The organism is Kosmotoga arenicorallina S304 (assembly GCF_001636545.1).
Classification (GTDB): domain Bacteria; phylum Thermotogota; class Thermotogae; order Petrotogales; family Kosmotogaceae; genus Kosmotoga_B; species Kosmotoga_B arenicorallina.
In genome coordinates, this window is the sequence record NZ_JFHK01000015.1 from 1 (window position 1) to 25,591 (window position 25,591).

The window sequence follows — 25,591 nt, forward strand, 5'->3', positions numbered from 1 at the left end:
CAAGTCCTTCTATATCCAAAAAGAGGTTTACAATATCTTTGTTTATCCTGTGAAGAGGCAATTCTCTTACTCTCCTGGATATAGTCTGGAATGGAGGTATGTTTTTCAAGTCCAGGAGTTCCATGTATTTGGGATTCTTTTCTAAAAAGTCCTTTGCCCTGCGATATGAGACATCGCATAGCTTCAATAAAATGGAAACTTTCAAGATGCTCTTGTCGGAATAAGCCTTTCTTCTACCTCTGCCTTGTTTGTTAACGAAGTTAGAAGGCAAAAGCTTGTCTAAGTACTCAATAATCTTTACAATATCGCTTTTTGTAAGTTCTTGTGGTACCATTTATTTGGGCCTCCTTTCTTATGTTGGGATATTTCAATGGTACCACCATTGGAATTTGGGAGGCCCACTTTTTTCGCGACACCCTAATATGTACAGAGTAAGAATTATAGTTGATTTCGACGCTTCCGACCGTTCAGTAATAAGCAAGGCGATAGAGAAGTTCAAAGTGAAAGGCGCTAAAGTGATTAAATACTCCGTTGAATCCGGAAAATGGGGTTATGATTTCATGGATGCTAATATACTTGTAAAGGACCTTGGGCATCTAACATCAATAATGGAAAGCCTGCGAGCCATAAAAGGGGTCAAAAGAGTGGAGAGAGTTGGAGGTGCTGTATGAGGGCAGTAGTCCAGAGAGTTAGTGAAGCTTCGGTAAAGGTTGATGGAAAAATTGCAGGAAAAATTGGACACGGGATATTGCTGTTGCTTGGCGTTCAGGATGGAGACACTGATAAAGACCTCCAGTGGATGCTTGACAAGGTGTTGAATCTTCGGATCTTTGAAGATGAACAGGGAAAAATGAATCTTTCCTTGAAAGATGTACAGGGGCAGCTGTTGGTTGTTTCGCAATTTACCCTTCTGGGTGATGCTCGCAAAGGAAGAAGGCCTTCTTTTACCGAAGCTGCTTCACCGGAACTGGCAAAAACGTATTTTGAAAAGTTCATAGATCTGGCTTCAAGAGAAGTCGGGGTAGAAGCTGGTGTTTTTCAGGAGCATATGGAAGTCCAGCTTGTTAACGATGGACCGGTGACAATTCTTCTTGATTCAAATAAGTTGTTTTAATTTCCCATAGGAGGTGCATTTTGTGAAAAAGCTTGGTCTTATCCTTACAATTGTGCTGGTTTTGGTTGGAGCTCTTGTTATTTCTGATAACGCCTCAGGACCGGCTAACCCGGCCAAGATTGTCTATCTTGACATTCAAAAAGTGCTGGAATCAACTGAAGAATGGCAGGACTTAAACAAGAGCTATCAGGAAGATTTTGCCTTTTACCAGAAGCAGCTGGATAACCTGACAAAGGAATATCAGGATATGGTAAAATCCGGGGCAAGTAGCACAGCACTCGCTACAAAGCAGCAAGAAATACTCACGAAAAAGGCACAGTACGAACAGACGCTCCAGCAGACATACAATTCGAAAACTCAGGTAATATTAGATCAGATCAAAAAGAGAATAGAAGACTATGCCTCATTCTATGATTATGACCTGATTCTTTCAAAAGATTCTGTTGTTTATGGCAATGGGACATATGATATAACCGATATGGTTATTGAATACCTGAAAGGATTCTAATGTGTGAGTGCAGTTCTCGAATGTATAGGGCTTTATAAGAACTTTGGCAAGAGGCAGGTATTAAGAGACGTTTCTATAAAGGCACAGTCCGGGCAGGTGGTTGGTATCCTCGGTCCCAATGGAGCGGGGAAAACCACCGCCTTTAAATCAATTCTTGGTATTGTGATACCTGACAAAGGTGAGATCTTTTTGAACGATGAAAGAATAACCCACCTCCCGATACATGAAAGAGCAAAGCGGGGTATCGCCTATCTACCACAGGAAAGCTCTATTTTCAGAGGCCTTGCTGTCAAGGAGAACCTTGAGGTTATACTCAGATTAAATGGTAAAAGCGGAGCAGAGCTAAAAGAGATTTCCGAAAGGTTGATGGATGATTTCGGTATCGCACACCTGAAAGATCAACAGGCCGATCTCATTTCCGGTGGTGAGAAGAGAAGGTTGGAATTCGCCAGGACACTCACACTTTTGCCTCATTTCATTCTTCTTGACGAACCCTTTGTTGGAATTGACCCCATTACGGTTAAGGATATCCAGAAAATGATCTTAAAGCTCAAAGAACGCTCAATAGGCGTTATCGTAACTGACCACGATGTGAACAGCTTGAGAAAGGTTGTAGATGTTCTTTATGTTCTGAACAAAGGCGAAGTAATCGCTTCAGGACTACCCGGGGAAGTACTCAGAGATCCAAAGGTAATAGAAAATTATCTCGGGGCTGATTGATACAATGAAAATTGCAGTGATCGGATATTCAGGTAATTTGGAGAATTCATCTATAAAGAGGGTATCAAATACCTGCGTGTCCCTTGGAAGACTTATCGCACAAAGAGGGCATATTCTCCTCACCGGCGGGCGCGATGGGGTTATGGAACTGGTTTCCAGAGGAGCAAGGCAAGCCGGGGGAGAGGTAATCGGCATACTTCCCTTTGACGAAGCTGGAAATGAATACAACAATTTGAATATAAATACGGGTATGGATTACCTGATGAGATCTCTTGTTCTTGTAAGGTCAGCCGATTTGGTAATTGCTATAGGTGGCGAGGTTGGTACGCTCTATGAAATCATCTCAGCTTATGCTTACGGAAAGACCGTTGTTCTGCTTCAGGGCACAGGAGGCTGGACAGACAGAATAATTCCCTGCCTGATAGATGGCAAGTTTCTCGATAACAGGCGCATTGTAGAGGTATTCAAAATATCAGCCCTTGAGCAATTAGATGAATTTTTGTGATAAATGGAGGGAAAAGAATGATTAAATGCAGATTTGCGCCAAGTCCAACTGGACACATGCATGTGGGTGGAGTGAGAACCGCCCTCTTTAACTGGTTATTTGCAAAAAGCCAGGGTGGAAAAATGGTGCTGCGTATAGAAGATACAGACACGGAACGTTCCACACGCGAATCGGAAGAACAGATAATCAATTCCTTACGCTGGTGTGGTTTGAACTGGGATGAAGGCCCTGATATTGGCGGTCCTCATGGCCCATACCGTCAGAGCGAGCGAACAGAACAGGGAATCTACAACGACATAGCTGAGCGCCTTATCAAAAGTGGTCATGCTTATTATGCAATATATAAAGCCGATGATCCCAAGACCGTAGTATCCACCTCTGCCGAACGCCCTCAGCAGAAAAAGGGATACACTTACACTATCAAATTCAAAGTCCCGGATAATTCGGATATCATTTTCAAAGACCTGTTAAAGGGCGAAATGAAATTTTCCAGTGATGCCTTTGACGACTTCGTGATAGTCAAGTCCAACGGATTTCCAACATATAACTTTGCCGTGGTTGTAGATGACCATATGATGGAAATAAATCATGTTCTGCGTGGCGAAGATCACCTTTCAAATACGCCAAAGCAGATAATGATATATGAAGCGTTGGGTTGGGAGCCTCCTAAATTCATGCATATACCGCTGATCCTGGGGCATGACAGAAGCCCGCTCTCAAAAAGGCACGGACATACCAGCGTAGATCATTTCAGGCGTGAAGGTTATCTCAGCAAAGCCCTGATGAATTATCTTGCCCTTCTTGGCTGGAGCGTGGATCAGGAGATCTTCGACTACACTGAGAAACTGAAAGATTTCTCTCCTGCTTCAATTTCAAACAAAGCTGTGATTTTTGATTACGAAAAGCTTGAATGGATAAATGGCAAGCATCTGCGCATGCTAGATATAAATGAGCTTGTATCACAATTTGAATTGTGGCTTCGTTATACGGGAAAAACGGACATAATGGAATCCTTCGTCGAAAACACCGGGTATACTAAGGAAGTGCTTAAAATCTGCAGGGAAAAGATAAACACTCTTGCCCAGTTATACGATTTTTCGATGCCCTTTTTCACCGAAGAGCCGGAATATGATGCCATGTATGTGAGCAAATATCTTGCAAAGGAATGGTCGCTGGAGCTCCTTTCAGAAGCGATGAGAAAGTTTGAGGATAACCCGGACTGGAGCGTTGAAGGTGTCGAAAAGTTGGTAAGAGAACTCGCAGAACTGAAAATCACTTCAAAAAAGAACACTTTCCAGACCCTTCGTGGTGCTGTGACTGGAAGACTGGTAACCCCGGGGCTCTTTGAGACCATCGCGGTTCTCGGAAAAGACAGGACACTTGAAAGACTCGAAATAACATTACAGCTTGCAGAGAGTTTAAGGGATGAAGAGGAAGAATGAAGGTGCGATTTTAGTTGAAACACTCCTGATGTTTCTTGCCTCAGGCGTCATAGCAATTTCCCTGCTGGGTGTAGTGGTGAATTACATGCGAATGGAAAGCAGGTTTTACAACACCATTCGTTACACAAATGCCATCAGCAGGGCTTTTGGGTTGATAGATAACGATATCAAGCTGTTGAAGAAGTTGAAAAAATGCGAAAGCAATCTTCTGGACTTTCAGATTGAAAGCGGAAAGCATATAAAGAACATTAAATACTATTTTGATGGGAAAATTTTGAAACGCGTGGCTAAAGAAAATAAAGGAAGATCCGGTACAAACAAAGTAGTCGAATTACGTAAGGGTGGCAGCTTTGAAAACAACGATGGGTTGCTCACAATCAAGCTTGATGATTTCTCTATTACATACAATTTGAGGAGTGATTGAAGTGACGAAAGACATAAAGAAAGTGTTGGACAGCATCCAGAGTGAAATTGAGGGAAGAGAAGAATACAACGTAAAGGAAATGCTGCAATCGCCATCGGCCTTTATACGTTCAAAAGCAATAAAGGAGCTCTCTGCCTCAAATATTTCAGTTGACCGCCAGCAGCTTGAAAGCTTCCTTGAGGATCCTTCATACAGCGTGAGAAAAGCCGCGGTAGAGTTGCTTGGAAAACGCGGGATTGATGATGAGTTACTGGTATCGATGCTAGATGACCCCAATGAGACTGTAAGATCTACAGCGGTCAAATACCTCACCGAGTTAGGTTTATTGACAGAAGAATTAACTGAAAAAATATCCAAAGATCCATCATCAAAAGTGAGGAAGGCACTTGTCGAAGGTCTTATCGACCAGGGAGCAGAGCTGGAAGAATTGAAAGCCTTTGAAAATGACCCGGGCAATGATATAAGGGAGATATTAAAGGTTTTCATGGGACAGGTCCCCCTTGAAGAAACAGAATTGCTCCTGCTTCCAAAAAGACTCCAAAAAATTGCCCTTGCTTCGGCAGTGAAGGTAAAGGATACCCGGGCAATGAATCTTCTCGTTGAAAAGGTAAAGACCTTTAACACTCCTACGCTCAAAGCAATTGCCATCGAATATCTGGGAACCTTCCCGGAAGAAATAGCTAAAGACACCCTGATGAATTTTGTGAAATCCGATGACAAAACAGTGTCAATTGCAGCAGTAAAAACCTATGGGAAGGCCTTTGGTTATGGAAGCGAATTGCTTCCCTATGCTGAAAGCTTCGTCCGGGATCCTGATGAAGAGAAAAGAATAATTGGAGCCCAGATACTCAAAAGGCTCATGGAACCTTCAACAGTAGACCTGTTAAGGGAAAATCTCAACGACCCGTCTGACAGGGTGCGTTCTGTAATAATAGAGGCACTGGGAAACATGCTAGATTATTCCCTGGAAGAAGTTGTTGATAGATCATTGGCTTCTACATCAACAAGATTGAAAAAGGCTGCACTGAGAGCCACGAAAAAATTGAAATTGACGAGTGTGGAAAGCGGTGTAGTCAACATTTTAGGAAGCATAAAAGAGGAAAATTCCCTCCGCATTCTTGCGGTCTCTGTTGCTGGTTATTTGAAATATGAGTCAGCAATACCTCAACTTGCAAGAATTATACAAACCCCGGAAGCATCCGGTAAGCTTAGACTGGCGGCTGCCAGGGCTCTGGCGCGCATTGCTCCGCAGCAATTGCTAGAACTCTTCGGTATCAGTTGATAATGATACTCAATATTATGAGAAAGCTCATAAGCGCAAAGAGCTTTTCGCCGAGACCGAATTTTTCCTTTGAACATCTTACTCTTTCATAACGGCCGTAGTATCGCATATCCATTGCTACAGCCAGTTCCTCTGACTTGCGCAGCGCAAGCACAACAAGGGGAATGATAACCGATAGTGATGATTTCAGCCTTTTGAACAGATTTTTACTTTCAAAATCTGCTCCCCTAGCCTTTTGAGAGAGCACAATATTCTCCATCTCCTGAGACAATATCGGAATAAATCGCAAAGCTATGGAAAAAACCAGCCCCGTATCAGCGGATAATTTTTTTGGAAACCTAAATTTAAACATAAGGCTTTCTATTGCCTTTGCGATGGATAAAGGTTGGGTTGTATAAGACAGCAGTGCGCTGTACAAAATCGCTCCAATTATCCTCGCACTGTAGCTGAAAGCCCCCATAACTCCTTCAAGGGTAATACTTAGCTTTCCTATAGATAGTAAAATTCTGCCAGGTGTAAAGAAAAGTTGAAAGACAAAGATCATTAGCAACAGAAGCCAGATACTCCGGATGACCCTCAAATACTGCTTCAACTGGATATTGCTTAAACGTGCTAATATGAGGAAGTAGAGAAAAAACAAAGAAAAATCCAGGGCCGTGGAGCAGAAAAAGGAAATCACCGCCATCCCTATAAACCCTATGAATTTTGTTCTCGCATCAAGGTCATGAATAGGCGAAGCTACATTAATAAATCTTCCGAGTGGCAACTGTCTCATCACTGTATTATTCTTCCTCAAGATACCTGACGAAACTTGTTGGGGTTTCCCACAAAGTGATTTCGTGTAGCTTTCTGTGTTCATCATTTATGAGGTGCTTCAACCTGTCGAAAATCCACTTTGCAATGTTTTCAGCCGTGGGTTGTTCAATTATTTCGTTTATATAAGAATGATCCAGATGCCTTAATATTTCATTTCTGACCACTTCTTTGAGCTCTATAAAATCAATGACCATACCTTCGCTGTCAGGTTTACCTGCAACCGTAACTCGCAGTTTATAGGTATGGCCATGAAGCTTTTCGCATTTCCCATGGTATCTTATCAAATTATGTGCCGCATCGAAACTGAACTCCTTCGTAACATAGTACATTCGATCAACTCCTTACTTCCAGGATTTCACTCAGCTTTCTTCAGCAAAGCATATCTCTTTGAACTCGCAGTAATTGCAATTTTTGGAGCGACTTCTGGGAAAAGCAGAGATGTCCTTTGGTTTATTGGCAGCTGGGTCTTCAAGGTATTTATCCAGCTCCCGTATACTACGCGAAATGTATTCTCTCAGTGCTCCGATTTGCTCCGGCGTAAATCTGTATTTGGCTCTTTCGCCGCTGAGCAAATATTCGTCAACGCATTTTATCATAGATAGCTTTACTGCCGGGTATTTTTCAAGTACATATATAACATACAGTCCCAGCTGAAAAGCATCTCTTTCTGGTTTCTTTTGACCGGTTTTCCAATCAACTATGGTGATATTTCCCTCTGTATCCTGATGCAAGAAATCGATTACCGAGTAAACCCTGATACCTTCAAAGAAAAAACTGGGAAAATTCTCATCCACTTCAATGGCTTTCACTTCATTTCGTAGAACTCTCCTGAAAGAAAAAGATTTCTGAAAGTTCAGCAGGGAAGTTTTTATTCTCTTCAAAATATCCTTGCTGTTTTTCCTTAACCAATCTTCATTGCCATAATACAACTCAGAAAGAACAATGTATTCCTTTGGCCACTTTTGCCAATCCTGAAGGTGTTTGGAGGAATCTATCCAGGCTTCTCTCAACCTCGAGCGAATTCTTTCAAAAGAATCCTTTGGTGAGAAACTTTTTTCCAGAATGGCGGTTTTTATTTCTTCGTGAAGGGCCTGACCGGAAATAGTGTATATGTTTTGCAATTTGCTCAAAAGATATGCCTTTCTTTCCAATTCGCTGGCACCTGATTGCCAGCCTTTCCACGAAAGAAAGGTTTTGTAATAATATTTTCGCTTACACTCTTCAAATAATTTTTGCTTTGATAGAGACCAGCTTTTTTCCGGATAATCCATATCGTTTTAGCAAAAGCCACAGAAAGGCTTCGGCTCCTCCTTTCAGAATTTTAGATATCGGGATATTAAGTCAGAGGGCTGAATTGCTCCCCTGCAATTCTCTTCAGAGAAAGAGCATTGGCTTTCTGAATAAATAATTCAACGGTATTGCACACAGTGGCCCCGAATAAATGCCCGCCCAGGCATTCATGAGAGGGACCGGCTAATGAAGCGTGTAAATGAACAAAAACCTCACTATCTTTCAAAGCGATATTGCCCTGAAGCGAAAGCAACTCGTGAGGCATCGAGAAGAAATGTTTCTCATATCTCATACCCTGGATGTTAAACCAGCCAAGCTCAAAATCTCTCAACATACCTATGCCACTGATTATAATTCCAGAGCTAATTCCAGTATCATGGAGCACATTTTTCAGACTTTCAAAAAAATTCTCGTGGTTATCAAATCTAATGAATAAAATATTGCTTTCCTCACGATAAATCATTTTGTCACCCCCTTCTTATAAGTTTAACACCATTTCTGATGATAAAATGTAATAGAGATTCATCAGTAAGAGGAGGGAATTTTCATGAAAAGTTACAGGAAAGAGCTCTGGTTTCATACAAATAAAAGGAGAGAGTTTATCAATATAACCCCGATGGTTGAAGAATGTGTCCGGGAGAGCGGGATAAAAGAAGGGCTCTGTCTTGTCAACGCCATGCACATCACTGCAAGCGTATTCATTAATGATGACGAGTCAGGACTGCATAACGATTTTGAACGCTGGCTTGAGAAGTTAGCTCCAGAAAAACCCTATTCTCAGTATGAACATAACGGGTTTGAAGACAACGCTGATGCACATTTGAAGAGAACGATAATGGGCCGAGAGGTAGTGGTAGCAATTACCAACGGGAAGTTGGATTTTGGCCCATGGGAACAGATATTTTATGGAGAATTTGATGGAAAAAGGAAAAAGCGCGTTCTTGTGAAGATAATCGGTGAATGAATTTATATTCTGTTTTTAGTTAGCAGTATTCAAATGTTGTGGGGGTTTAATATGCGAATAGCTATGTTTTCCGATACTTACTTGCCTCAGGTAAATGGCGTTGTTACTATGATCAAGCTGTTGAAAGATTATCTTGAAAAAGAGGGGCATGATGTTTTCATTTTCACAGTGTCTCACCCCAAAGCCAGACCTGAAAAGAACGTATTCCGATTCAGGTCGTTCCAGTTCCCATGGGAAAAGCAGCACCGTGTGGCTTCGCCAATGGTCTTCAAAGAAGCCGAAGAGATAATTCAGGATTTAAAAGTGGATTTAATACATACCCACACGATGATAGTAATGGGTTATATAGGAAACATAATTGCCGGAAGGCATGGAATTCCTTCGGTTAATACTTATCATACCCTGATGGAAGATTATGTTCATTACATACCCTTTTTCAACAATTTTTTGAAAGAGCTTGTGGTGGATCAAACAAGAAGATTTTGCAATAAACACAACGCTATAATCGTTCCCTCAAATAAAGTAAAGAACTTACTTACAAATTACGGGGTATCTTCGGAGATTGTGGTGATTCCAAATGGTATAAAATTGGAAAACTTCGAAAAGCCGTTCTCCGAAGAGGAAAAGATTGCATTCAGAAAGAGGTGGGACATCCCTGATGATGCGTCGTTAATGATCTTTGTTGGCAGGCTCGGGAAAGAAAAAGGCGTTGAATATCTTATAGATAATCTGGCAAGGATAAACTCAAAGCATCCTGATACCCGTTTGCTGATTGTCGGTGACGGTCCGGAGAGGAAAAACCTTATTTCACAAGCGAAAAAACTCGGGATAAAGAAGAAAGTAATTCTTACAGGTTATCTAAAATGGCCTGAGGAAGTTTCCCTGGCTTATCAAGCCAGTGACCTTTTTGTTATGGCTTCTCATACAGAAACCTTTGGCGTCGTTCTCGTGGAAGCCATGATAAATGGATTGCCGGTTGTTGCCTTTCATGATGAAGCCTTTGACAACATCATCGAAAACAATGTGAATGGTTATATGGTTGAACGAAAAGATGAGCTTTATAAGGCGATGGATCTTTTGCTTTCATCAGAAGAACTACGTAAAAAAATGGGACAAACAGCCAGGGAAACCGCAAAGAAATTCAGTATCGAAAATCACGTAAGAAAAACCCTGAACCTTTATGACAAAGTGATTAGCGATCGTTAGAATCTTTTACAAAAGTTCCAAAAACGCTAAAAAGGCCGCCAGCTATGATATTCAGATAATACGTAAAAAACCGCCAGAGAATCATCACAGCGGCTGTCTTTTCGCCCAGCATGGGAGCGAAGAAAAGCAGGAAAAACCCTTCAGAGGCACCACTGGCACCGGGAGTAGGAACCATAGAAGAAATCAAGAACAACACAAGCTGTATAGAGACGAGTCTTAAGTAATCCAATCTGATCCCGACTGCCAAAGCGACAAAATAAGGGATGGAAATAAAAATCAGCATTTGCAAAAAGGCAAAGAGCATTCCGGCAAAAAACCCCCATATTTTCAAGAGATTTTTTCATACTGTGATTGAATTTATCGACTTCCAGAAGGAGCCTTGATAAAATAGCTTTTGAGTCTTTTACAAATTTAAGTTTTGCAAGGATACCGAAAAATAGCTTTGCAGTACCCAATGCAAATCTCTTGCTTAAAGAGAAAAAAATGAGAAACACCAGGACCCCGGAATTTATCAAAAAACCAAAAATCGCCAATAAAGCAAGATTGGAAATTTCTTTTGATACGAAGGAATATGCGGAAAACACTCCGATAACCCCAAAAGTGGTAATTACTATCTGATAAACGACAAACCTTGAAACCAGCATTGAGGTTGCCTCTCCTGCGCTGTGCTTGTCTTTGGCCATGTAGGCAACCTGAGCAGGCTGACCGCCGGTGTAAAAGGGTGTGATGGCAGCAAAAAAGCGCCCAATTAGCGTTATTTTGAAAAGGTATGGGAAGCGGACTCTAAGACCCGATTCCAATGAAAAGACAAATATGGTTAATGCTTCAAAGATCCAGGTAAGAATAGTCATAAGTAGCGCAGCCAATAACCATGTCGGGTTGGCTCTCGTAATATGATCTATAGTTTTCGTAAAATCAGAAAATCCCAACACAATCAGGAGAGTAATTATTGAGATCAATGCAGCGATTAAAAAATTCCTGGTATTTTTATTCATTTGCTCCCCCCATTACATGTGAATAGACTTCTTTTAGCTTTTTGCCCACGATTCTAAGGTCTCTGTCTTGAGCGACTTTGGCGGCATTTTCACCAAGCTTTATTGCATGCTCTCTATCACTCAGAAGCATATTTATCGCTTCACAAAAACCATCAATATCTGAAGCCTTGAGACAGTTCTCGCCTGAAACCATCCAATCCTGATAAACAGGGATATCTCTAATAACAACCGGACATTTCATAGAACAGGCCTCAAGTACTGCAATACCCTCATTTTCCTCATAACTGGGAAAGAAAAAAACATCGGCTGCAGAAAGTGCACCCAGTAGCATTTCAAAAGATAAGTAGCCAGGGAATAAAAGGTTCTTCGGTGATTTTCGTATGACTTTTTTAACAGAGAAAGGTTGAATGGCAGAGAATTTTGCACCTATCCATATGAAACTGTATTCTGGAAATCTTCTGGCTACTTCCACAAAATCTATGAGTCCCTTTCTTTTAAGAGGCAGTCCCACGTTTACAATCAAAGGACTTTTTATTTTGAAAGAATTCTTGAATTCTTTTGCTAAAGTTTCATTTTTTCTGAATAAAGTAGTGTCAACACCATTTGAAACAACAGTTCCCGGGGTATTGATCCCATAACTTCGAATGAGGCTTTCGGTGTATTTTGAAGGGAAAATCAGATAATCAGCAGTTGAATATCTTTTAATAAGCTGCCTTTTAAGAAGGGGTGCAATTTGGTTGCTGAATAAAAAGCTGTTGCGAAAGTCCTCATAAGTTGTATGAGTATGATAAATAACGGGAATCCCTCTCTCTTTCGCATTTTTAAGAACTTTCCAGGATTTTAAGCCAAGGGTGTTTATATGGACAAGTTCATAACTATCCCGGGGATCAAGTGTAAACGCAACATCAGCCGCTTTGAGAGCCTGCATCTGATGTTTCAAAGCTACCCCGACTCCCGATCTGCTGAATAGCTTTTTACCTTCTGAAAAAAGCAATACTTTCACAAGTTCACCTTCCAGCCAAGAAAATGAAGAGTATATACTGATATTATATAGTGCAAAAGCGAATTTTAAAATGAGTAGGGGATGATCTTCAAATGAAAAGAAAAGCGATATTCCTATGGATAACTGCTGTTGTGCTGATATTGATCTCTGCTTTGAAGATTACTTTACCTGTACTGAAAGACGAATCTGTTAAGGATGTTATTTATAAAAGCGTTGAAAGCATTGATGCCTCCACGGCAGAGTTTTCCTTTGTAGTACTCGGAGACAACAAAAACTCCGTATCGACCTACGGCAAAATTATTAATGAGATAAACAAAAAGCCGGATATAAAATTTGTTATGAATACCGGTGATCTTGTCTTTGACGGAAGCCTGACAAAGTTTAATTACTTCTTAAAGCAAATTTCGAAATTGAATAAACCTTTTCTTCCAGTCGTTGGAAATCATGATGTAGCTGATGGTGGTATGAACAATTATGTCGATTTTTTTGGACCTCTGTACTACTCCTTTGATGTTGGGGAAGCTTACTTCATAGTCCTTGATGATTCCAATGAAGAGGGAATTGACCTCTGGCAAATGAACTGGTTGAAAAATCAGCTGGAAATTTCCAAAAGGTATAAATACACCTTTGTGTTCCTTCACGTTCCTCTTTTTGATCCAAGGCTACCTGATGAAAAACAACCGGGGCATTCTTTGAAAGACGTGAACAACGCAGCGGAAATTCTTGAGCTTCTTAAAAAATACGATGTAACCATGATATTTGCAGGCCATATACACGGTTATTTCAAGGGTAAATGGGATGATGTTCCATACACAATAACCGGAGGAGCTGGAGCGGAGCTGGTTGGCCTGAGCAAAGAACACTACTTTTATCATTACATAGTCGTTCAGGTGAATGAAAAGGGTGTCAAATATGAGGTAGTCAAAGTGGATTCCCCTGATTTCAACATAGTCGATAGGCTGGGTGCTTTTTTATGGCTTTATCTGTATTCCTTCGTGGTGATAAATTACTGGTGGATAGTTTTGAGTATAGGGCTGATTATTTTCATCTTTTTGCTCAGCAGAGATTTCAAAAAGCAATTAATAGATGTTGGAAATTGGTTGATGAAGAGGAAAACGATCAAATTTATATTGAAGTTGTTCACAGGATCCAGTTCCAGGTGATCAACTGCTTTTGGTACCGAATTTTTCGGATAGGAAGGGCTTTTCACCCGGGAGTGAAATCCTTTTTTTTGAAATTTTCTCTGCTATTTTTCTGAAATGAAACCCTGATATCATGAGTGCCACGATAAGAGGTATGTATTTTCGCTTTTTAAAAAAACTCCAAATCAGTAGTTTCCAGTATTCAAACCTTTCTTTGCCAAACAGGCCAATCACAAAAATGGACCTTAAAAATGCTTTAATCTCCGTGAAGGTAATCCTCTTTGGTTTGGAAATATCCGGTAGTCTGTATGTTGATAAGAATTTTCTAAGTCGTGCATAGTAATTCCGTGGGGAGTAAAGCCGGTTAACAAGGGCTTTATATCCGGAAATGAGAATATTCAAATTCATTTTTGGGATAAAATTCACAGAAACGTCCACGTTGTTCCCTATAGATTCACCAATCAGTCTGCCTTCGGCTTTCATCCTTTCATAGAGCTTGCTTCCCCGGGGAGCATTCAGAATACCCACCATGGCTGTAACTATGGAGTTTTTCTGAATGAAGTTGAATTGGCGTTTGAATATAGTTGGGGTATCGTTGTCAAAGCCGACAATGAAACCTCCCTGTATCTCAAGTCCAGAAGAATGTAATTTCTTGATAGATTTTTCCAGATCATGGGTGATGTTTTGCCGCTTGTTTGCTTCCTTCAGGCTTTTCATATCTGGAGTCTCCAAACCAATAAAAACTTTGTTAAATCCCGCCTGGACCATTGATGATATCAATTCATCATCGTCTGAGAGGTCTATCGAAACTTCTGTGTATAGTCTGAAAGGATAATCATGTGCCTTTTGCCAGTTTATTATGGCGGGCAAAACAGTTCTTTTTAGCTCAGTCCGTTTTCCTATGAAATTATCATCAACGAAAAACACAGCGCCTTTCCAACCAAAATCGTAAAGAGACCGCAGCTCCTTTATAATTTGATTTTCTGTCTTAGACCTTGGTATACGGCCATTAAGCGCGGCAATTTCGCAGAATTCACAATCATAGGGACAGCCTCTTGAATACTGAATACACATGGAGTGATACCATTTGAAATTCAGAAGATCCCATCTGGGAACAGGTGCCTTTCTTATGTCAGGAAATCTTCTGGCTATGTAATATCTTTTTAGTGTATTTCTTTTCAAATCATTTATGAGTTCAGGCATGATCTCCTCAGCTTCCCCAATGACAATATGGTTCGCATTAGGAAAATGATCAGGTTCCATTGTGAAAAGAGGGCCACCAGCTATAACCGGAACGTTTAATTCATTGCAGCGCTTTATAACTTTTTTAGAAGATTCATCCTGCACACTCATTGCACTTATAAATACATAATCATTGCCCCTGATATCTCCATCTTTTAGCCTTTCACAGTTCATATCGACCAGCTTAACCCCCCAGCTCTGGGGGAAATATGCTGCGATTGTCAACAATCCCAGAGGGGGTAATGAGGCTCTTTTGGAAACAAACTTCAGAGCATGCTTAAACCCCCAGAAAGTATCAGGGTATTCTGGATATACAAGCAGGATATTTTTCATATGTATCTCCTCCTATTTCCATATTTTAGTGTATCACTCAGCCATGTCTATTTTGAAGCTTTTGATACCACCTAATTATTTTATTTACAGTGCTCAAACCGGACTTCTTAAAAACATTTTGAACTTTAAGGGATTACTACGCTGATATTGAAAGTAATAATATTTCGATTTATTTTTTCTGTATGGATAAACATACTTCAATTAGATGAAAGAGGAGAGTGTTGGCAGAAATTAAATTCAGCTTTAATGTGCAATATAATCGGCATATAGGGGGTGAAAGCATGAAAAAGGCAAAATGGTTAATACCAATGCTTTTGGTAGTTGTTTTGCTTTCAAGCAGCTGTATTTGGCTTTTTTTAAGCTGTGTGGATTTTGAAGGCCCTGCAGTTGGTACTACTTATCATGTAGGGGATACGACCATGCTAAAATTCACGAAATTGGTTTTTGAGGGATTTTACTGGACAGGATCTTCTACACCTTACCTGGGAGGAGAAGCCACAATCCACAACAATCTAATGGCAGGCCATACAGGAAAGGATCTTAATTTAAACAACATTTCTGTCAAATTCGAGTTCAAAGCAGCTTACTCAAAACTCACTTTGTATTTTGGAGAATATGGTGGGAACGTAAATCTAACAATCAATGGAATCCTCAAAAACACAGATGATTTCCTAGATCTTGATGGTTCAACTGTTGGTGGAGTGTTGATCACTGTTACTATGACTACCGTTGAAAAAGGGCTTCTAACTCTGGAAGGAAATATCCATTCCTTTTCCATTGGAGGGCAGGAACTCTGGATAGATCATGTATGTCCCGAAAAGTGATAAGTTTACTCTGTAAAGTTCTGAAGAGGAAAAAGCTCCGCAACATAGCGGAGCTTTTTTTGCCTTGTATCTTGGGAAAAACTTTCTTAGGCGATATTCCTGGAGTCAAGTAAAGGAAAAGCGAGATTGGCATATCATGTACATATAAATGACATGAACCCGGCATACTGATAAGTTATAATTTTACTGTCCGAAAGGATAATTCGATACTTGCAACTGGTGCAAGAGATTTTCAGGAGGAAACATGAAAGGTACAGTAAAATGGTTCAATGCACAGAAAGGCTACGGATTCATAACAAGAGACGAGGGTGAAGATGTTTTTGTTCATTTTTCAGGTATAGCCATGGACGGTTTCAGAACACTTGAGGAAGGCCAGAGAGTGGAATTTGATATCGAAAATGGTCAAAAGGGTGCACAGGCTGTAAACGTAAAAGCAATCTAACACATCAAATAAACCTGAAAAAGACCTGCCGGAAGGCAGGTCTTTTTTTGTCCTTGACATAGCTGAATTTTGAGTTATATAATAACAATTAGACAATTGTCTAATTGTTATTATTTTAGGAGGTGTATTGATGGATAAAAAGGATCATTGCCAGGTGCACGAAGTGCATATTGATACTAAGGAATTCAAAAATAAGGCTGATGAAGTTTCAGGCCTTTCTGAGTTATTCAAGGTTTTGGCTGATGAAACCAGGACAAAAATAATTTATCTGCTTTCTCTAAGAGAACTCTGCACCTGTGATCTTTCAGAGATACTTGGAATAACGCTCCCATCTGTTTCACATCATTTGCGGCTTTTGAAGGCCTTCAGAATAGTGAAGTATAGAAGAGAGGGGAAAACCGTTTTCTATTCTTTGTCCGATAAGCATGTACTGGATCTGATAAATGTGGCCAAAGAGCATTTTGAAGAATTCCTGGAAGGATGATAGTGGTGAAGCAAAAGTACAGAATTAAAAATCTTGATTGCGCCAGTTGCGCCGCTCAAATCGAAGAAACCGCAAAAGAGCGTGGGATAGATGTAACGCTGAACTTTGCAACTCAAACTTTAGTTGTTGATGAGGAAAAGATGCCCGAACTACAGAAAATAGCAAAACGAATAGAGCCAGAAGCTGTTTTTGAAAATGAAACTGATAATGCTGAAGAAGAAAGTGATTTAAAAAAGCAAATAATCGCGCTTGTAACTTCAGGTATCGTATTTGCAGTAGCGTTGATAGATAGATATATTATTCCTTTCATGCCCCTTCAAGCGAATATTGCCCTCTTTCTCACGTCATATCTTATAAGTGGATGGCCAGTACTGGTCTCGGCAATTAAGAACATACTGCGCGGGAATCTCTTTGGAGAGAATTTTCTCATGTCAGTTGCAACATTAGGAGCAATTGCCATTGGAGAATTTCCTGAAGCGGTGGCAGTTATGATCTTCTATTCGATCGGTGAACTCTTTGAAGATATTGCCGTTGGAAAATCCAGGCGCTCTATAAAGTCACTGCTCGCTTTGAAGGTCAATTATACTAATCTCCTGTCAAATGGGAAGGTTAAGAAAGTTCCCCCTGAAAATGTCAAACCCGGACAAATAATACTGATCAACCCCGGCGAAAGAGTACCACTTGACGGAGCTATTTTGGAAGGGGAATCATTTCTTGACACCTCGGCCTTGACTGGTGAAAGCGTCCCGAGAAAAGTGAAAAAGGGGGATACGATTCTTTCTGGAATGATAAATACTTCAGGATTGCTGAAAGTTGAAGTACAAAAATCTTTTGAAAACTCTTATATTTCAAAGATCCTGGAACTGGTTGAAAATGCAGCTTCCAAAAAGGCTCCGACAGAGAAGTTCATTACAAAATTTTCAAAGTACTATACACCCTTTGTTGTATTCGGTGCCATGGCTATTGCCTTCTTACCGCCTTTACTTATGCCGGGTACAAGCATGACTCTTTGGGTACAACGTGCGCTAGTATTATTGGTAATTTCATGTCCATGTGCCCTTGTTATATCCATTCCATTGGGGTATTTCGGTGGCCTGGGAAGAGCTTCGAAAAATGGAGTGCTTATCAAAGGGGGGAATTATCTCGATGCACTGAGAAACGTGGATACAGTTGTTTTTGACAAAACAGGGACTCTTACAGAAGGCGTTTTCGAAGTAGCCAGAGTTAAAGCCTTCAATGGCTATTCTGAGAAGGAAATCATGGAATTCGCGGCTATGGCAGAAGCATATTCAAATCATCCAGTTGCCCGATCAATATGTGACTACGACAAAAGTTTTATTGAAAACCCCAATCAGGTGAGAAATTATAAGGAAATACCAGGGCAGGGTGTAATCGCTGAGGTTTCAGGAAAGAAAGTATATGTGGGCAACAAAAAACTGCTTGAATCATATGATATTGACCCGATAGATGAAGAAAATGGTGGTACGCTCGTATATGTTGCCATAGATGGCAAATATGCTGGCAGTATAATAATTTCCGACCGAATAAAGGCAGATGCAAAAGGAGCCATAGGGGAATTGAGAAAGTATGGTGTCAGGAAAATTGCGATGCTGACTGGCGATAGTCAGATCGTTGCTGAAAAGGTTGCTTCTGAACTCGGTATCGATGAATATTATTCCGAACTTTTGCCGGTGGACAAAGTTTCCATTTTAGAACGTTTGAAGAATGAAAGCAAAGGAAAAATCGTCTTTGTAGGAGATGGGATAAACGACTCACCTGTCCTCGCAAGGGCAGATATTGGAGTAGCTATGGGTGGGCTTGGCTCTGACGCTGCTATTGAAACAGCTGATGTTGTTATTATGGATGACAAGCCTTCAAAGCTCTCGCAGGCTATGAAAATAGCCACTATCACTCACAATATTGTATTGCAGAACATACTCTTTGCCCTTGGCACAAAAGGTCTATTCATAGCATTGGGATCTGTTGGACAGGCGACCATGTGGGAAGCGGTATTTGCAGATGTAGGAGTGGCCCTTCTGGCTGTACTGAATGCCACGAGAATATTAAAGGCATCTAAGGATAGATGAGTGATACGGTTCACTCATTGGTTTTGCGTAACTTAGTATATCTGATAGAAATCTTTGGACAGCTTTTGGCGCATTCAAAGCACAAAAGACATTCTTTGGTATCGATTTTCATTTGTGAGTTTTCTTTTGAAATAACGTTTATAGGGCACTTTGATTGACAAATGTTGCAAAGCGCACAATTGTCTTTGTCTATGTTCAATCCAAAAAAACTTCTTCGCGAGGACAGGGCGAGTATTGCCCCAAAGGGGCATAGATACTTGTGCCAGAACTCCTCATCAAATATCAAGGTTATAACAATCGAAAGTACAGTTATATACAGCAAGATGTTAATTTTAAGGTGGAAAGCTTTCGTGGCAACCATCAAAAATAAGAACAGAGCCAGAATTCCCCATCTCACTACATTATTCTTAAAGATTTTTGGTGTTTTGAATCTCTTTATTTTTAATTTTGCATATATCCAGTTGATAGGCCTGAAAAGGGTTTCCATAGGGCAAATCAATCCACAGTAAAATCTCCCAAAAAGAAAAGAACCAAGGACCGAAGCACCGAAAACAATCAACCAGAGTTGCAATGTTCTGTTTTTCAGAAAAAAGAGAAAAAGCAGCAGCGCCAATATTTCCAAGCTCAATCTCAATAGAGTCAATGATTTGTTTTTCACAAGATCACCTCTGAGCATTTTATATTAAAGTATAAAATTTCAACGCGCCTTCAGTCGGTAACATATGTTACCAACATCATAGAACAAGAAGTTCGCTTCAATTTAATTCACATCTAGGGCTTTTCAAAATAGTTACAATGGCTGAAGATGAGCATTTGCGATATAATTGATAAAAACTCTTGTGGAGGAAGTTAAATAAAGTATGGAAAACAAAGTCATTAAAGGAACACTGGCCTTTGGATTGGCTACAATGATCTCTCGGGTTACCGGCTTGTTGAGAGATGCTTTCTTCGCAGGTTATTTTGGTACTTCAAGCCAATATGACGCATATCTCGTAGCAATTATGATTCCCTTCTTTCTGAGAAAGATATTTGCAGAAGGGGCTCTATCGCTGACTTTTGTTCCAATGTTTGCTGAAAAGAGAAGGGAATCCATTGAAAAGGCTTTCGAGTTCGCATCAACTGTTTTGCTGCTTATTGTTACTATAACTTCTATTATTACGATAACAGGAGTGTTTTTTTCCACACCTGTATCCGGTGTTTTTGCAGGCGGATTTGATCCCGAGGTGATTTTGCTTACGTCAAAGCTAATGAAAATCACTTTTCCTTTTATACTTCTTGTTTCTACCTGGAGTGTTTTTTATGGGATATTGAATAGCTTTGATGCATATTTTCTTGCTGCTCTTTCTCCGGCATTTATAAATATTTCAACAATAACAGGCATAGTATTATCCAGATATTTCAATCCGCCAATCCTGGGGCCAACCATTGCCTTTGTTGTTGGGGGAGGCATTCAGGTATTAGCGTTGGTGACAGCCTCCAAAAGGAAAGGGTTCAGATTCAAAGCCAGGTTCAGCAGGAATGATGCGAAGGAATTTCTCAAAATTTTTGGCTTGACAATGATTTCTCCAGCTATTGCTCAGATAAATTCACTGGTAGACACGAGAGTGGCAACAGAACTTGGAACAGGAGCGGTATCGAGCTTACAGTACGCCATGAGGCTTTACCAGCTTCCCCTTGGCATTTTTGGAGTCTCGGTGGCTACTGTTGTACTCGCAGAATTGTCAAAGCATGTCAAAGATACCAGAAAATTCAACATGACTCTATGGGAATCACTTGAAACACTTCTTTACTTTATTGTCCCGGCAACTTTTGGTCTGATTGTGTTATCTAACGAAATAATATCACTATTGTTTCAAAGGGGTGCTTTCAATTATTCTGACACGCTCAGGACAGCTCCCATTTTGAAAGCCTACGCCATTGGGCTCCCTTTCTATGCTTTATATTATATTTTTTCAAGGGTGTACTATTCCCGGAAAAATCCAAGATTCCCATCTCTGATTGCAGCAGTTATGGCAGGAATCAATATAGCATTGGATATTGTTCTCGGGCTGGCTTATGGTCCGGTTGGAATAGCCTGGGCAACAACTATTGCAGGAATATTCGGATTCTTGAGCGTTGGCTTGAAGGAGCTATTGGCTGCCAAAATAACCAGAAATCAATTGATTGAATTGCTGAAAATCACCGCAGCCACCTCGGTTATGGTTATTACGCTTATCGCAGAAAAACAGATACTGCCCTCAACAAATCTCTCAAGTATAATAAAGATTCTTTCGGGTATCGCTTTGTATTTTCTTCTCTCTAAAGTCCTTGCTCTCAGAGAATATGAGCAAATAAAAAACATCTTTAGAAGACGGTAGTTATGCTCATGTGCAACTTTTGAATATTTTTCGCGTTGTTCATTGAATACCCCTGCCTGCCCCTCTTCAATTTGTCCACACAAATTTTTAATTCCCCATAACCATCCTGCGTGATAAAATATTGTAGGAGGTAATGAAATGGACAAGCTATTTGTGGTCGTTGACACAGAGACTACCGGTTCGAGTCCTCTCAGTGGAGATAGGATAATAGAAATTGCTGCAATTCCTATATATCACGGGAAGATTTATTACGAATTACGCTTTCACTCACTGGTAAATCCACAGGTAACGATTCCGGCTTCCATAAGCAGTATACACGGATTGAAAAACGCAGATGTAAGTGACGAACCCAGCATGCTGGAAGTCTTTCCCAGATTTAAAGAGTATGTGGGGAACGCTGTTATTGTAGGGCACAGTATAGCCGTAGACATGAAGTTCTTTGATATAGCAGCAAAAGAAACGGGAACCTTTCCTTTTTCAAATGATTATATAGACACTTATGAACTTGCAAAAGCTCTTTTTAATGCGGGGCCATATAGTCTCGCAGGACTTGCCAGACGTTTGAAAATTAAAGACTCACCTACACACCGCGCTTTTGATGATGCCAGAGTGGGGGCAAAGGTTTTTCTGGCTCTTGTTGAGAGGTTGGGTGGATTTTCAAAACTTGGGATTTATAAAAAGCGTTGGAGGGGTTAACATGGTTAAAAATTTCGTTCTCGATACAAATGTTTTGGTCCACGATCCGGATTGCCTGGAAAAATTCGAAGACAACATATTGATAATTCCCTTTCCTGTACTTGAGGAAATTGACAAATTGAAGTCAAAACAGGGTTCCCTCGGCCAGAGGGCCAGGCAGATGAATAGAAAGCTTGATGAAATTAGAAAAGATGGCGATATTACAAAAGGCGTTAAGTTAAAATCTGGCGGTTCTGTCAAAATACTCATATTCAATGAATTCAATGTGACACTCCCCCAGTTTACGGCTGAGCATTATAAAGACAATGCCATACTTCTATACACGCTTGAATTGAAAAGGCGCGACAAAAAGCCGACGATTCTCGTTACTAAAGATATTAACTTAAGAGTAAAAGCTGATGTTCTGGGGATTGATACACAGGATTATCTTGCCGACAAAGTGGAAATCAACGAACTGCTTTCCGGGGTAAAGGAGATTGACGATGCTTCTTTGCGAAAAACTTTCACTAAAGTCGGAAGCATATCCGTCAGGGATATTGAACCTGAGATTTTTCCGAATACCTTTGTTGATTTTGGCGAAGGGGTTTACGGAAGAGTAGACCCTGAGGGAAAAAGCGTGAAAAAGCTCTCGGTTAATATGGATACGTCATGCTGGGGGATTTACCCGAGGAACAGGGAACAACTTTTTGCTTACGAATTGCTTCTCGATGATAGAGTTAAATTGATTTCCATGCCTGGAATAGCTGGAACCGGTAAAACCCTGCTCTCTCTTGCGGCAGGAATGAGGAAAGTCAACGATGAGAAACTCTATGAAAGATTACTGGTTTCACGCCCTGTTATTCCCATGGGACAGGATATAGGTTATCTCCCCGGCTCTCAGGAGGAGAAAATGAAGCCCTGGATGCAACCCATATATGATAATCTTTTCCTGTTGTTCACAAACCGTCACATGGATCCTGATACCTTTCTTAAGCGGAGCGACAAATTAGGGATTGAGGTGCTGAGCTATATACGTGGAAGATCTATACCGAACCAGTTTATGATCATAGATGAGGCACAAAACCTGACCCCCCATGAAGTGAAAACCATATTGACACGTATCGGAGAAGAATCAAAGGTCATTCTCATAGGGGATCCCTATCAGATAGACAGCATATATCTGGATACAGGCAGTTGCGGATTAGTATATGCCGCATCCAGGTTTATTTCCCATCCTCTGGCAGGGCATATTACCCTTGTCAAAGGTGAAAGATCGGAACTTGCAACAGCGGCTGCAGAATTGTTATGAGAGGTGTCCTATGAAGGAAAATGAACAAACGCCAAAAGAATACGATTTATATTTGAAAATCGCCAGGCCGGATATACATGTGCTATGCTATATTGCAGAAGCCGAAGATAATTTGATGAACATCCGGCATACGACTGAGGAAGGCTATTTGAAGGTTATTGTTCCGGGTGATTTATTGCAGGAAGCCTTGAATTTTCTTGATAGCATAAAAAATGTAATAAATCTGGAAGTGGTGGAAATTCGTGAGAATCCAGGCCATACTTGATTCGTTAAAATTACCTCTGCCAAGGGAAAGAGCAAAGAGTGTAAGGGATATAGATTATAGTCGATTGCATGACCTGGGGTACGACACCATACTCTTTGACTATGATAATACGCTTGCAACATGGCGTAATCAGTTTGATACAAGAAACAGAAAGGTTATCGAGTCACTTCTGGAAATGGGGCTTAAAGTGGCAGTAGTCACAAACGCTCCCTATGATAGAGTAAAGCACATGAAAAGATTCTTTGGAAATCGCATCAAGCTCTATCATTCTATGAAAAAACCCGGCACCAGAGAGCTATTGAGAGTCTTAAAAGCGCTAGAATCCAAACCCGAAAGTACAGTGATCATAGGGGACCTTTTTTTGACCGATGTAATAGCAGGCAACCGCATGGGCATGTATACCATAATGGTAAAGCCGGCTGTGAGCAAAGAAGCAGCTTTTTACAAGAAGCTTGCGGCTTTCATGACAATAGCGACTTACACGATTTTCTTCTATACAATTGGCTGGTTCCTGAGAATCACAGAGCTTGTTAATCCCCATCTATTTATCGATGATGTTTCGGATATCGACTTTGAGCAATTAAAGGAAGCGGGGTATGAACTCGTTATTTTGGATTTTGACAATACACTTGAACCCTGGGGAAGCGACGAATTGTCAAAGGAGAAAGAGCTCCTTATTCGTCGTATTCAACTGGTGGGACTGAAAATCGTTATCATTTCAAATGGGCGAAGAACAAGGCTCAGAAATATAGAAGCTTTTATTCCTGGAGTAGAGATTATTTCTGAAGCGAGAAAGCCTTTTCCCCATAAAGCCAGGAAGTACCTGCATAAAAGGGGAATAAAGCCTTATCATTCAGTTGTTATCGGGGATCAGCTTTTTACCGATGTACTGATGGGAAATTTGCTTGGAGCTTTTACCATAAAAGTAAATCCCATTTCCGAAAGAGAGTTTTACTGGACGCGCATGATGAGAAGAATTGAGAAGCTCTTTTTGAAATTAATAAAGCGAAAAACCGCATTGGAGGAAATCAGAAGGTGAAATGCAAAGGTTGCGGTGTAGAAATACAAACCATTAACGAAAAAGCACCCGGCTATATTCCCATCGATGTGCTCGAGCGAAGGCTGGGAGAGGGAAAAGAGGTCTATTGCAAACGCTGCTTTTCCCTTAAACATTATGGGAAACTTTCGGCAAGCTTTCAGATGGAGCATTCTCTGGATTTGCTTAAGAAATACCTTTCCCTGGCCAACAATGTATTGTACATAGTAGATATCTTTGATTTTGAAGGTACTTTCAGAAAAGAAGTTCAAGAACTTCTAAGTGGTAAGAATGTTTTTTATTTGATAAACAAGGTCGATCTCATACCGAAAGAAATAACGCCATCAGAGATTAAATCATGGGTAAAGAACAGATTAAAGGTTCAGTCCACAAGGATAAGGCTACTTTCCGCCAGGAACAACAGAGGAATCTCAGGACTCCTGAAATTTCTAAAGGAGAAGAAAGAAAAGCGCTTTATAACCGTTGGAGTGGCAAATGTTGGAAAATCATCGGTTTTGAATGCTCTCGCTGGAATGAACACATTAACCATAAGCAGATACCCCGGAACTACCCTTGAAGCGGTCGAATTTCATTGTAAGGAACACGGTTTATCTTTCATAGATACTCCGGGAATAATAACCGGGGATCGAGTAACGGATTTGCTGGACAATGCCTGTCAATCCAGAACAATACCCGAAAAAAAGCTCGTGGTTCACACCATTAAGCCCAAGAAAAAGACAAGGACGGTATTTTTGAGCGGTTTTGTTAAAATAGATGTGCAACCCGGAAAACTGCCCGGGCCGATTTTTCATGTGATTTCACCCGAAAGTGTCACTGTTCATGAAACCAATCCAGAAATAGCAAAGGAAAAATGGGAAAGCTGGTTCGGGGCTTTTCTCTTTCCGCCCTGTTCCAGTAAAAAGCTCGGAGCTCACGAATGGAAAAGCGTTAATTTGAAGCTTCTTACCGGTCAGGAAGTTGCAATAAAGGGATTGGGATGGATAAATGTAGCAAGAGGTCCCATTGAGATAACGATTACTCATCCGGGAAACACTGAACCCATAGTGAGAAATGGACTTATCGGTCCTCTAAAGTTCAAAAAATAAATCGATTTGGAGGTGTTTCG

29 protein-coding genes and 1 pseudogene are annotated in these 25,591 nt (G+C 40.6%); 21 read left to right on the forward strand and 9 right to left on the reverse strand.

The features are described from left to right. A partial coding sequence (locus AT15_RS06480; RefSeq protein WP_084251530.1) for a transposase occupies positions 1 to 334 on the reverse strand: 334 nt, incomplete at its 3' end. 88 nt (positions 335 to 422) lie between these two features. Here AT15_RS06480 and AT15_RS06485 point away from each other — a divergent pair. The 8 genes from AT15_RS06485 to AT15_RS06520 are packed head-to-tail and all read left to right on the forward strand — an operon-like array spanning position 423 to position 5,995. Continuing rightward, positions 423 to 671, forward strand: coding sequence for an ACT domain-containing protein (locus AT15_RS06485; protein ID WP_068347641.1), 249 nt, complete (start codon positions 423 to 425; stop codon positions 669 to 671). Continuing rightward, a complete protein-coding gene (gene dtd / locus AT15_RS06490; RefSeq protein ID WP_068347643.1) occupies positions 668 to 1,114 on the forward strand; it encodes a D-aminoacyl-tRNA deacylase in 447 nt (148 codons plus the stop codon). The genes AT15_RS06485 and dtd overlap by 4 nt, the downstream gene beginning before the upstream one ends. Before the next feature lie 22 nt (positions 1,115 to 1,136). After that, on the forward strand, positions 1,137 to 1,622 hold the full coding sequence (locus AT15_RS06495) for an OmpH family outer membrane protein (protein WP_068347645.1): 486 nt from the start codon (positions 1,137 to 1,139) through the stop codon (positions 1,620 to 1,622). A 3-nt stretch (positions 1,623 to 1,625) separates the two neighbouring features. Further along, a complete protein-coding gene (lptB, locus tag AT15_RS06500; RefSeq protein ID WP_068347648.1) occupies positions 1,626 to 2,342 on the forward strand; it encodes an LPS export ABC transporter ATP-binding protein in 717 nt (238 codons plus the stop codon). Between the two features lie 4 nt (positions 2,343 to 2,346). Further along, positions 2,347 to 2,847 carry a TIGR00725 family protein gene (locus AT15_RS06505; protein WP_068347650.1) on the forward strand — a complete coding sequence of 167 codons (501 nt, stop codon included), beginning with the start codon at positions 2,347 to 2,349 and terminating at the stop codon, positions 2,845 to 2,847. Between the two features lie 17 nt (positions 2,848 to 2,864). Then, positions 2,865 to 4,289, forward strand: a complete 1,425-nt coding sequence (gene gltX / locus AT15_RS06510) for a glutamate--tRNA ligase (RefSeq protein ID WP_068347652.1) — start codon at positions 2,865 to 2,867, stop codon at positions 4,287 to 4,289. Next, the gene (locus AT15_RS06515; protein WP_068347654.1) at positions 4,273 to 4,713 is read left to right on the forward strand and encodes a hypothetical protein; all 441 of its coding nucleotides are present in this window, start codon (positions 4,273 to 4,275) and stop codon (positions 4,711 to 4,713) included. The genes gltX and AT15_RS06515 overlap by 17 nt, the downstream gene beginning before the upstream one ends. A gap of 1 nt (position 4,714) precedes the next feature. Beyond that, positions 4,715 to 5,995 carry a HEAT repeat domain-containing protein gene (locus tag AT15_RS06520; protein WP_068347655.1) on the forward strand — a complete coding sequence of 427 codons (1,281 nt, stop codon included), beginning with the start codon at positions 4,715 to 4,717 and terminating at the stop codon, positions 5,993 to 5,995. Here AT15_RS06520 and AT15_RS06525 read toward each other — a convergent pair. From AT15_RS06525 to AT15_RS06540, 4 genes are all read right to left on the reverse strand, one after another. Further along, a complete protein-coding gene (locus AT15_RS06525) occupies positions 5,988 to 6,770 on the reverse strand; it encodes an energy-coupling factor transporter transmembrane component T family protein (protein WP_161484659.1) in 783 nt (260 codons plus the stop codon). The genes AT15_RS06520 and AT15_RS06525 overlap by 8 nt on opposite strands. Before the next feature lie 7 nt (positions 6,771 to 6,777). Further along, entirely contained in the window at positions 6,778 to 7,140 is a 363-nt protein-coding gene (gene queD, locus AT15_RS06530; RefSeq protein WP_068347659.1) for a 6-carboxytetrahydropterin synthase QueD, read from the reverse strand. 30 nt (positions 7,141 to 7,170) lie between these two features. After that, positions 7,171 to 8,082 carry a PD-(D/E)XK nuclease family protein gene (locus tag AT15_RS06535; RefSeq protein ID WP_068347661.1) on the reverse strand — a complete coding sequence of 304 codons (912 nt, stop codon included), beginning with the start codon at positions 8,080 to 8,082 and terminating at the stop codon, positions 7,171 to 7,173. Positions 8,083 to 8,147: 65 nt separating this feature from the next. After that, on the reverse strand, positions 8,148 to 8,564 hold the full coding sequence (locus AT15_RS06540) for a PPC domain-containing DNA-binding protein (RefSeq protein ID WP_068347664.1): 417 nt from the start codon (positions 8,562 to 8,564) through the stop codon (positions 8,148 to 8,150). Between the two features lie 84 nt (positions 8,565 to 8,648). On the opposite strand from AT15_RS06540, the gene AT15_RS06545 reads away from it, so the two are divergent. Both AT15_RS06545 and AT15_RS06550 read left to right on the forward strand, forming a co-directional pair. Beyond that, complete coding sequence (locus tag AT15_RS06545; RefSeq protein ID WP_068347666.1) at positions 8,649 to 9,065, forward strand: secondary thiamine-phosphate synthase enzyme YjbQ; 417 nt, start codon at positions 8,649 to 8,651, stop codon at positions 9,063 to 9,065. A 51-nt stretch (positions 9,066 to 9,116) separates the two neighbouring features. Then, positions 9,117 to 10,271 carry a glycosyltransferase family 4 protein gene (locus AT15_RS06550; protein ID WP_068347667.1) on the forward strand — a complete coding sequence of 385 codons (1,155 nt, stop codon included), beginning with the start codon at positions 9,117 to 9,119 and terminating at the stop codon, positions 10,269 to 10,271. Here the strand turns inward: AT15_RS06550 and AT15_RS06555 are convergent. Further along, positions 10,258 to 11,266, reverse strand: a pseudogene (locus AT15_RS06555) (lysylphosphatidylglycerol synthase transmembrane domain-containing protein). The gene AT15_RS06550 and the pseudogene AT15_RS06555 overlap by 14 nt on opposite strands. Then, entirely contained in the window at positions 11,259 to 12,269 is a 1,011-nt protein-coding gene (locus AT15_RS06560) for a glycosyltransferase family 4 protein (RefSeq protein ID WP_068347668.1), read from the reverse strand. The pseudogene AT15_RS06555 and the gene AT15_RS06560 overlap by 8 nt, the downstream one beginning before the upstream one ends. A gap of 92 nt (positions 12,270 to 12,361) precedes the next feature. Here AT15_RS06560 and AT15_RS06565 point away from each other — a divergent pair, with 92 nt between their 5' ends. After that, positions 12,362 to 13,432 (forward strand): metallophosphoesterase family protein, encoded by a 1,071-nt coding sequence (locus AT15_RS06565; protein ID WP_068347669.1) that lies wholly within the window; start codon positions 12,362 to 12,364, stop codon positions 13,430 to 13,432. Here AT15_RS06565 and AT15_RS06570 read toward each other — a convergent pair whose 3' ends face one another. Continuing rightward, the gene (locus AT15_RS06570) at positions 13,433 to 14,986 is read right to left on the reverse strand and encodes a B12-binding domain-containing radical SAM protein (protein WP_068347670.1); all 1,554 of its coding nucleotides are present in this window, start codon (positions 14,984 to 14,986) and stop codon (positions 13,433 to 13,435) included. Between the two features lie 281 nt (positions 14,987 to 15,267). On the opposite strand from AT15_RS06570, the gene AT15_RS06575 reads away from it, so the two are divergent. The 4 genes from AT15_RS06575 to AT15_RS06590 all read left to right on the forward strand — a co-directional run bounded on the left by AT15_RS06575 (position 15,268) and on the right by AT15_RS06590 (position 18,823). Then, positions 15,268 to 15,810 carry a hypothetical protein gene (locus tag AT15_RS06575; protein ID WP_235598526.1) on the forward strand — a complete coding sequence of 181 codons (543 nt, stop codon included), beginning with the start codon at positions 15,268 to 15,270 and terminating at the stop codon, positions 15,808 to 15,810. 244 nt (positions 15,811 to 16,054) lie between these two features. Beyond that, positions 16,055 to 16,252 (forward strand): cold-shock protein, encoded by a 198-nt coding sequence (locus AT15_RS06580; protein ID WP_068347671.1) that lies wholly within the window; start codon positions 16,055 to 16,057, stop codon positions 16,250 to 16,252. A 130-nt stretch (positions 16,253 to 16,382) separates the two neighbouring features. Next, positions 16,383 to 16,736, forward strand: a complete 354-nt coding sequence (locus AT15_RS06585; RefSeq protein WP_068347674.1) for an ArsR/SmtB family transcription factor — start codon at positions 16,383 to 16,385, stop codon at positions 16,734 to 16,736. Beyond that, positions 16,733 to 18,823: a heavy metal translocating P-type ATPase gene (locus tag AT15_RS06590; RefSeq protein WP_407656276.1), complete on the forward strand. Its 2,091-nt coding sequence runs from the start codon at positions 16,733 to 16,735 to the stop codon at positions 18,821 to 18,823. The genes AT15_RS06585 and AT15_RS06590 overlap by 4 nt, the downstream gene beginning before the upstream one ends. Before the next feature lie 10 nt (positions 18,824 to 18,833). Here the strand turns inward: AT15_RS06590 and AT15_RS06595 are convergent, their stop codons facing one another. Continuing rightward, complete coding sequence (locus AT15_RS06595) at positions 18,834 to 19,481, reverse strand: 4Fe-4S binding protein (RefSeq protein WP_235598527.1); 648 nt, start codon at positions 19,479 to 19,481, stop codon at positions 18,834 to 18,836. A gap of 202 nt (positions 19,482 to 19,683) precedes the next feature. Here AT15_RS06595 and murJ point away from each other — a divergent pair, with 202 nt between their 5' ends. The 6 genes from murJ to AT15_RS06625 all read left to right on the forward strand — a co-directional run bounded on the left by murJ (position 19,684) and on the right by AT15_RS06625 (position 25,571). Beyond that, entirely contained in the window at positions 19,684 to 21,180 is a 1,497-nt protein-coding gene (gene murJ / locus AT15_RS06600; protein WP_068347678.1) for a murein biosynthesis integral membrane protein MurJ, read from the forward strand. Positions 21,181 to 21,318: 138 nt separating this feature from the next. Further along, positions 21,319 to 21,876 carry a 3'-5' exonuclease gene (locus AT15_RS06605; protein ID WP_068347680.1) on the forward strand — a complete coding sequence of 186 codons (558 nt, stop codon included), beginning with the start codon at positions 21,319 to 21,321 and terminating at the stop codon, positions 21,874 to 21,876. 1 nt (position 21,877) lies between these two features. Next, the gene (locus AT15_RS06610; protein WP_068347681.1) at positions 21,878 to 23,164 is read left to right on the forward strand and encodes a PhoH family protein; all 1,287 of its coding nucleotides are present in this window, start codon (positions 21,878 to 21,880) and stop codon (positions 23,162 to 23,164) included. 10 nt (positions 23,165 to 23,174) lie between these two features. After that, complete coding sequence (locus AT15_RS06615; RefSeq protein WP_068347683.1) at positions 23,175 to 23,429, forward strand: DUF4911 domain-containing protein; 255 nt, start codon at positions 23,175 to 23,177, stop codon at positions 23,427 to 23,429. Continuing rightward, complete coding sequence (locus AT15_RS10120; RefSeq protein ID WP_235598528.1) at positions 23,407 to 24,468, forward strand: YqeG family HAD IIIA-type phosphatase; 1,062 nt, start codon at positions 23,407 to 23,409, stop codon at positions 24,466 to 24,468. The genes AT15_RS06615 and AT15_RS10120 overlap by 23 nt, the downstream gene beginning before the upstream one ends. Then, positions 24,465 to 25,571, forward strand: a complete 1,107-nt coding sequence (locus AT15_RS06625) for a GTPase (protein WP_068347685.1) — start codon at positions 24,465 to 24,467, stop codon at positions 25,569 to 25,571. Before AT15_RS10120 ends, AT15_RS06625 begins: the two co-directional genes overlap by 4 nt. Positions 25,572 to 25,591 lie beyond the last annotated feature (20 nt).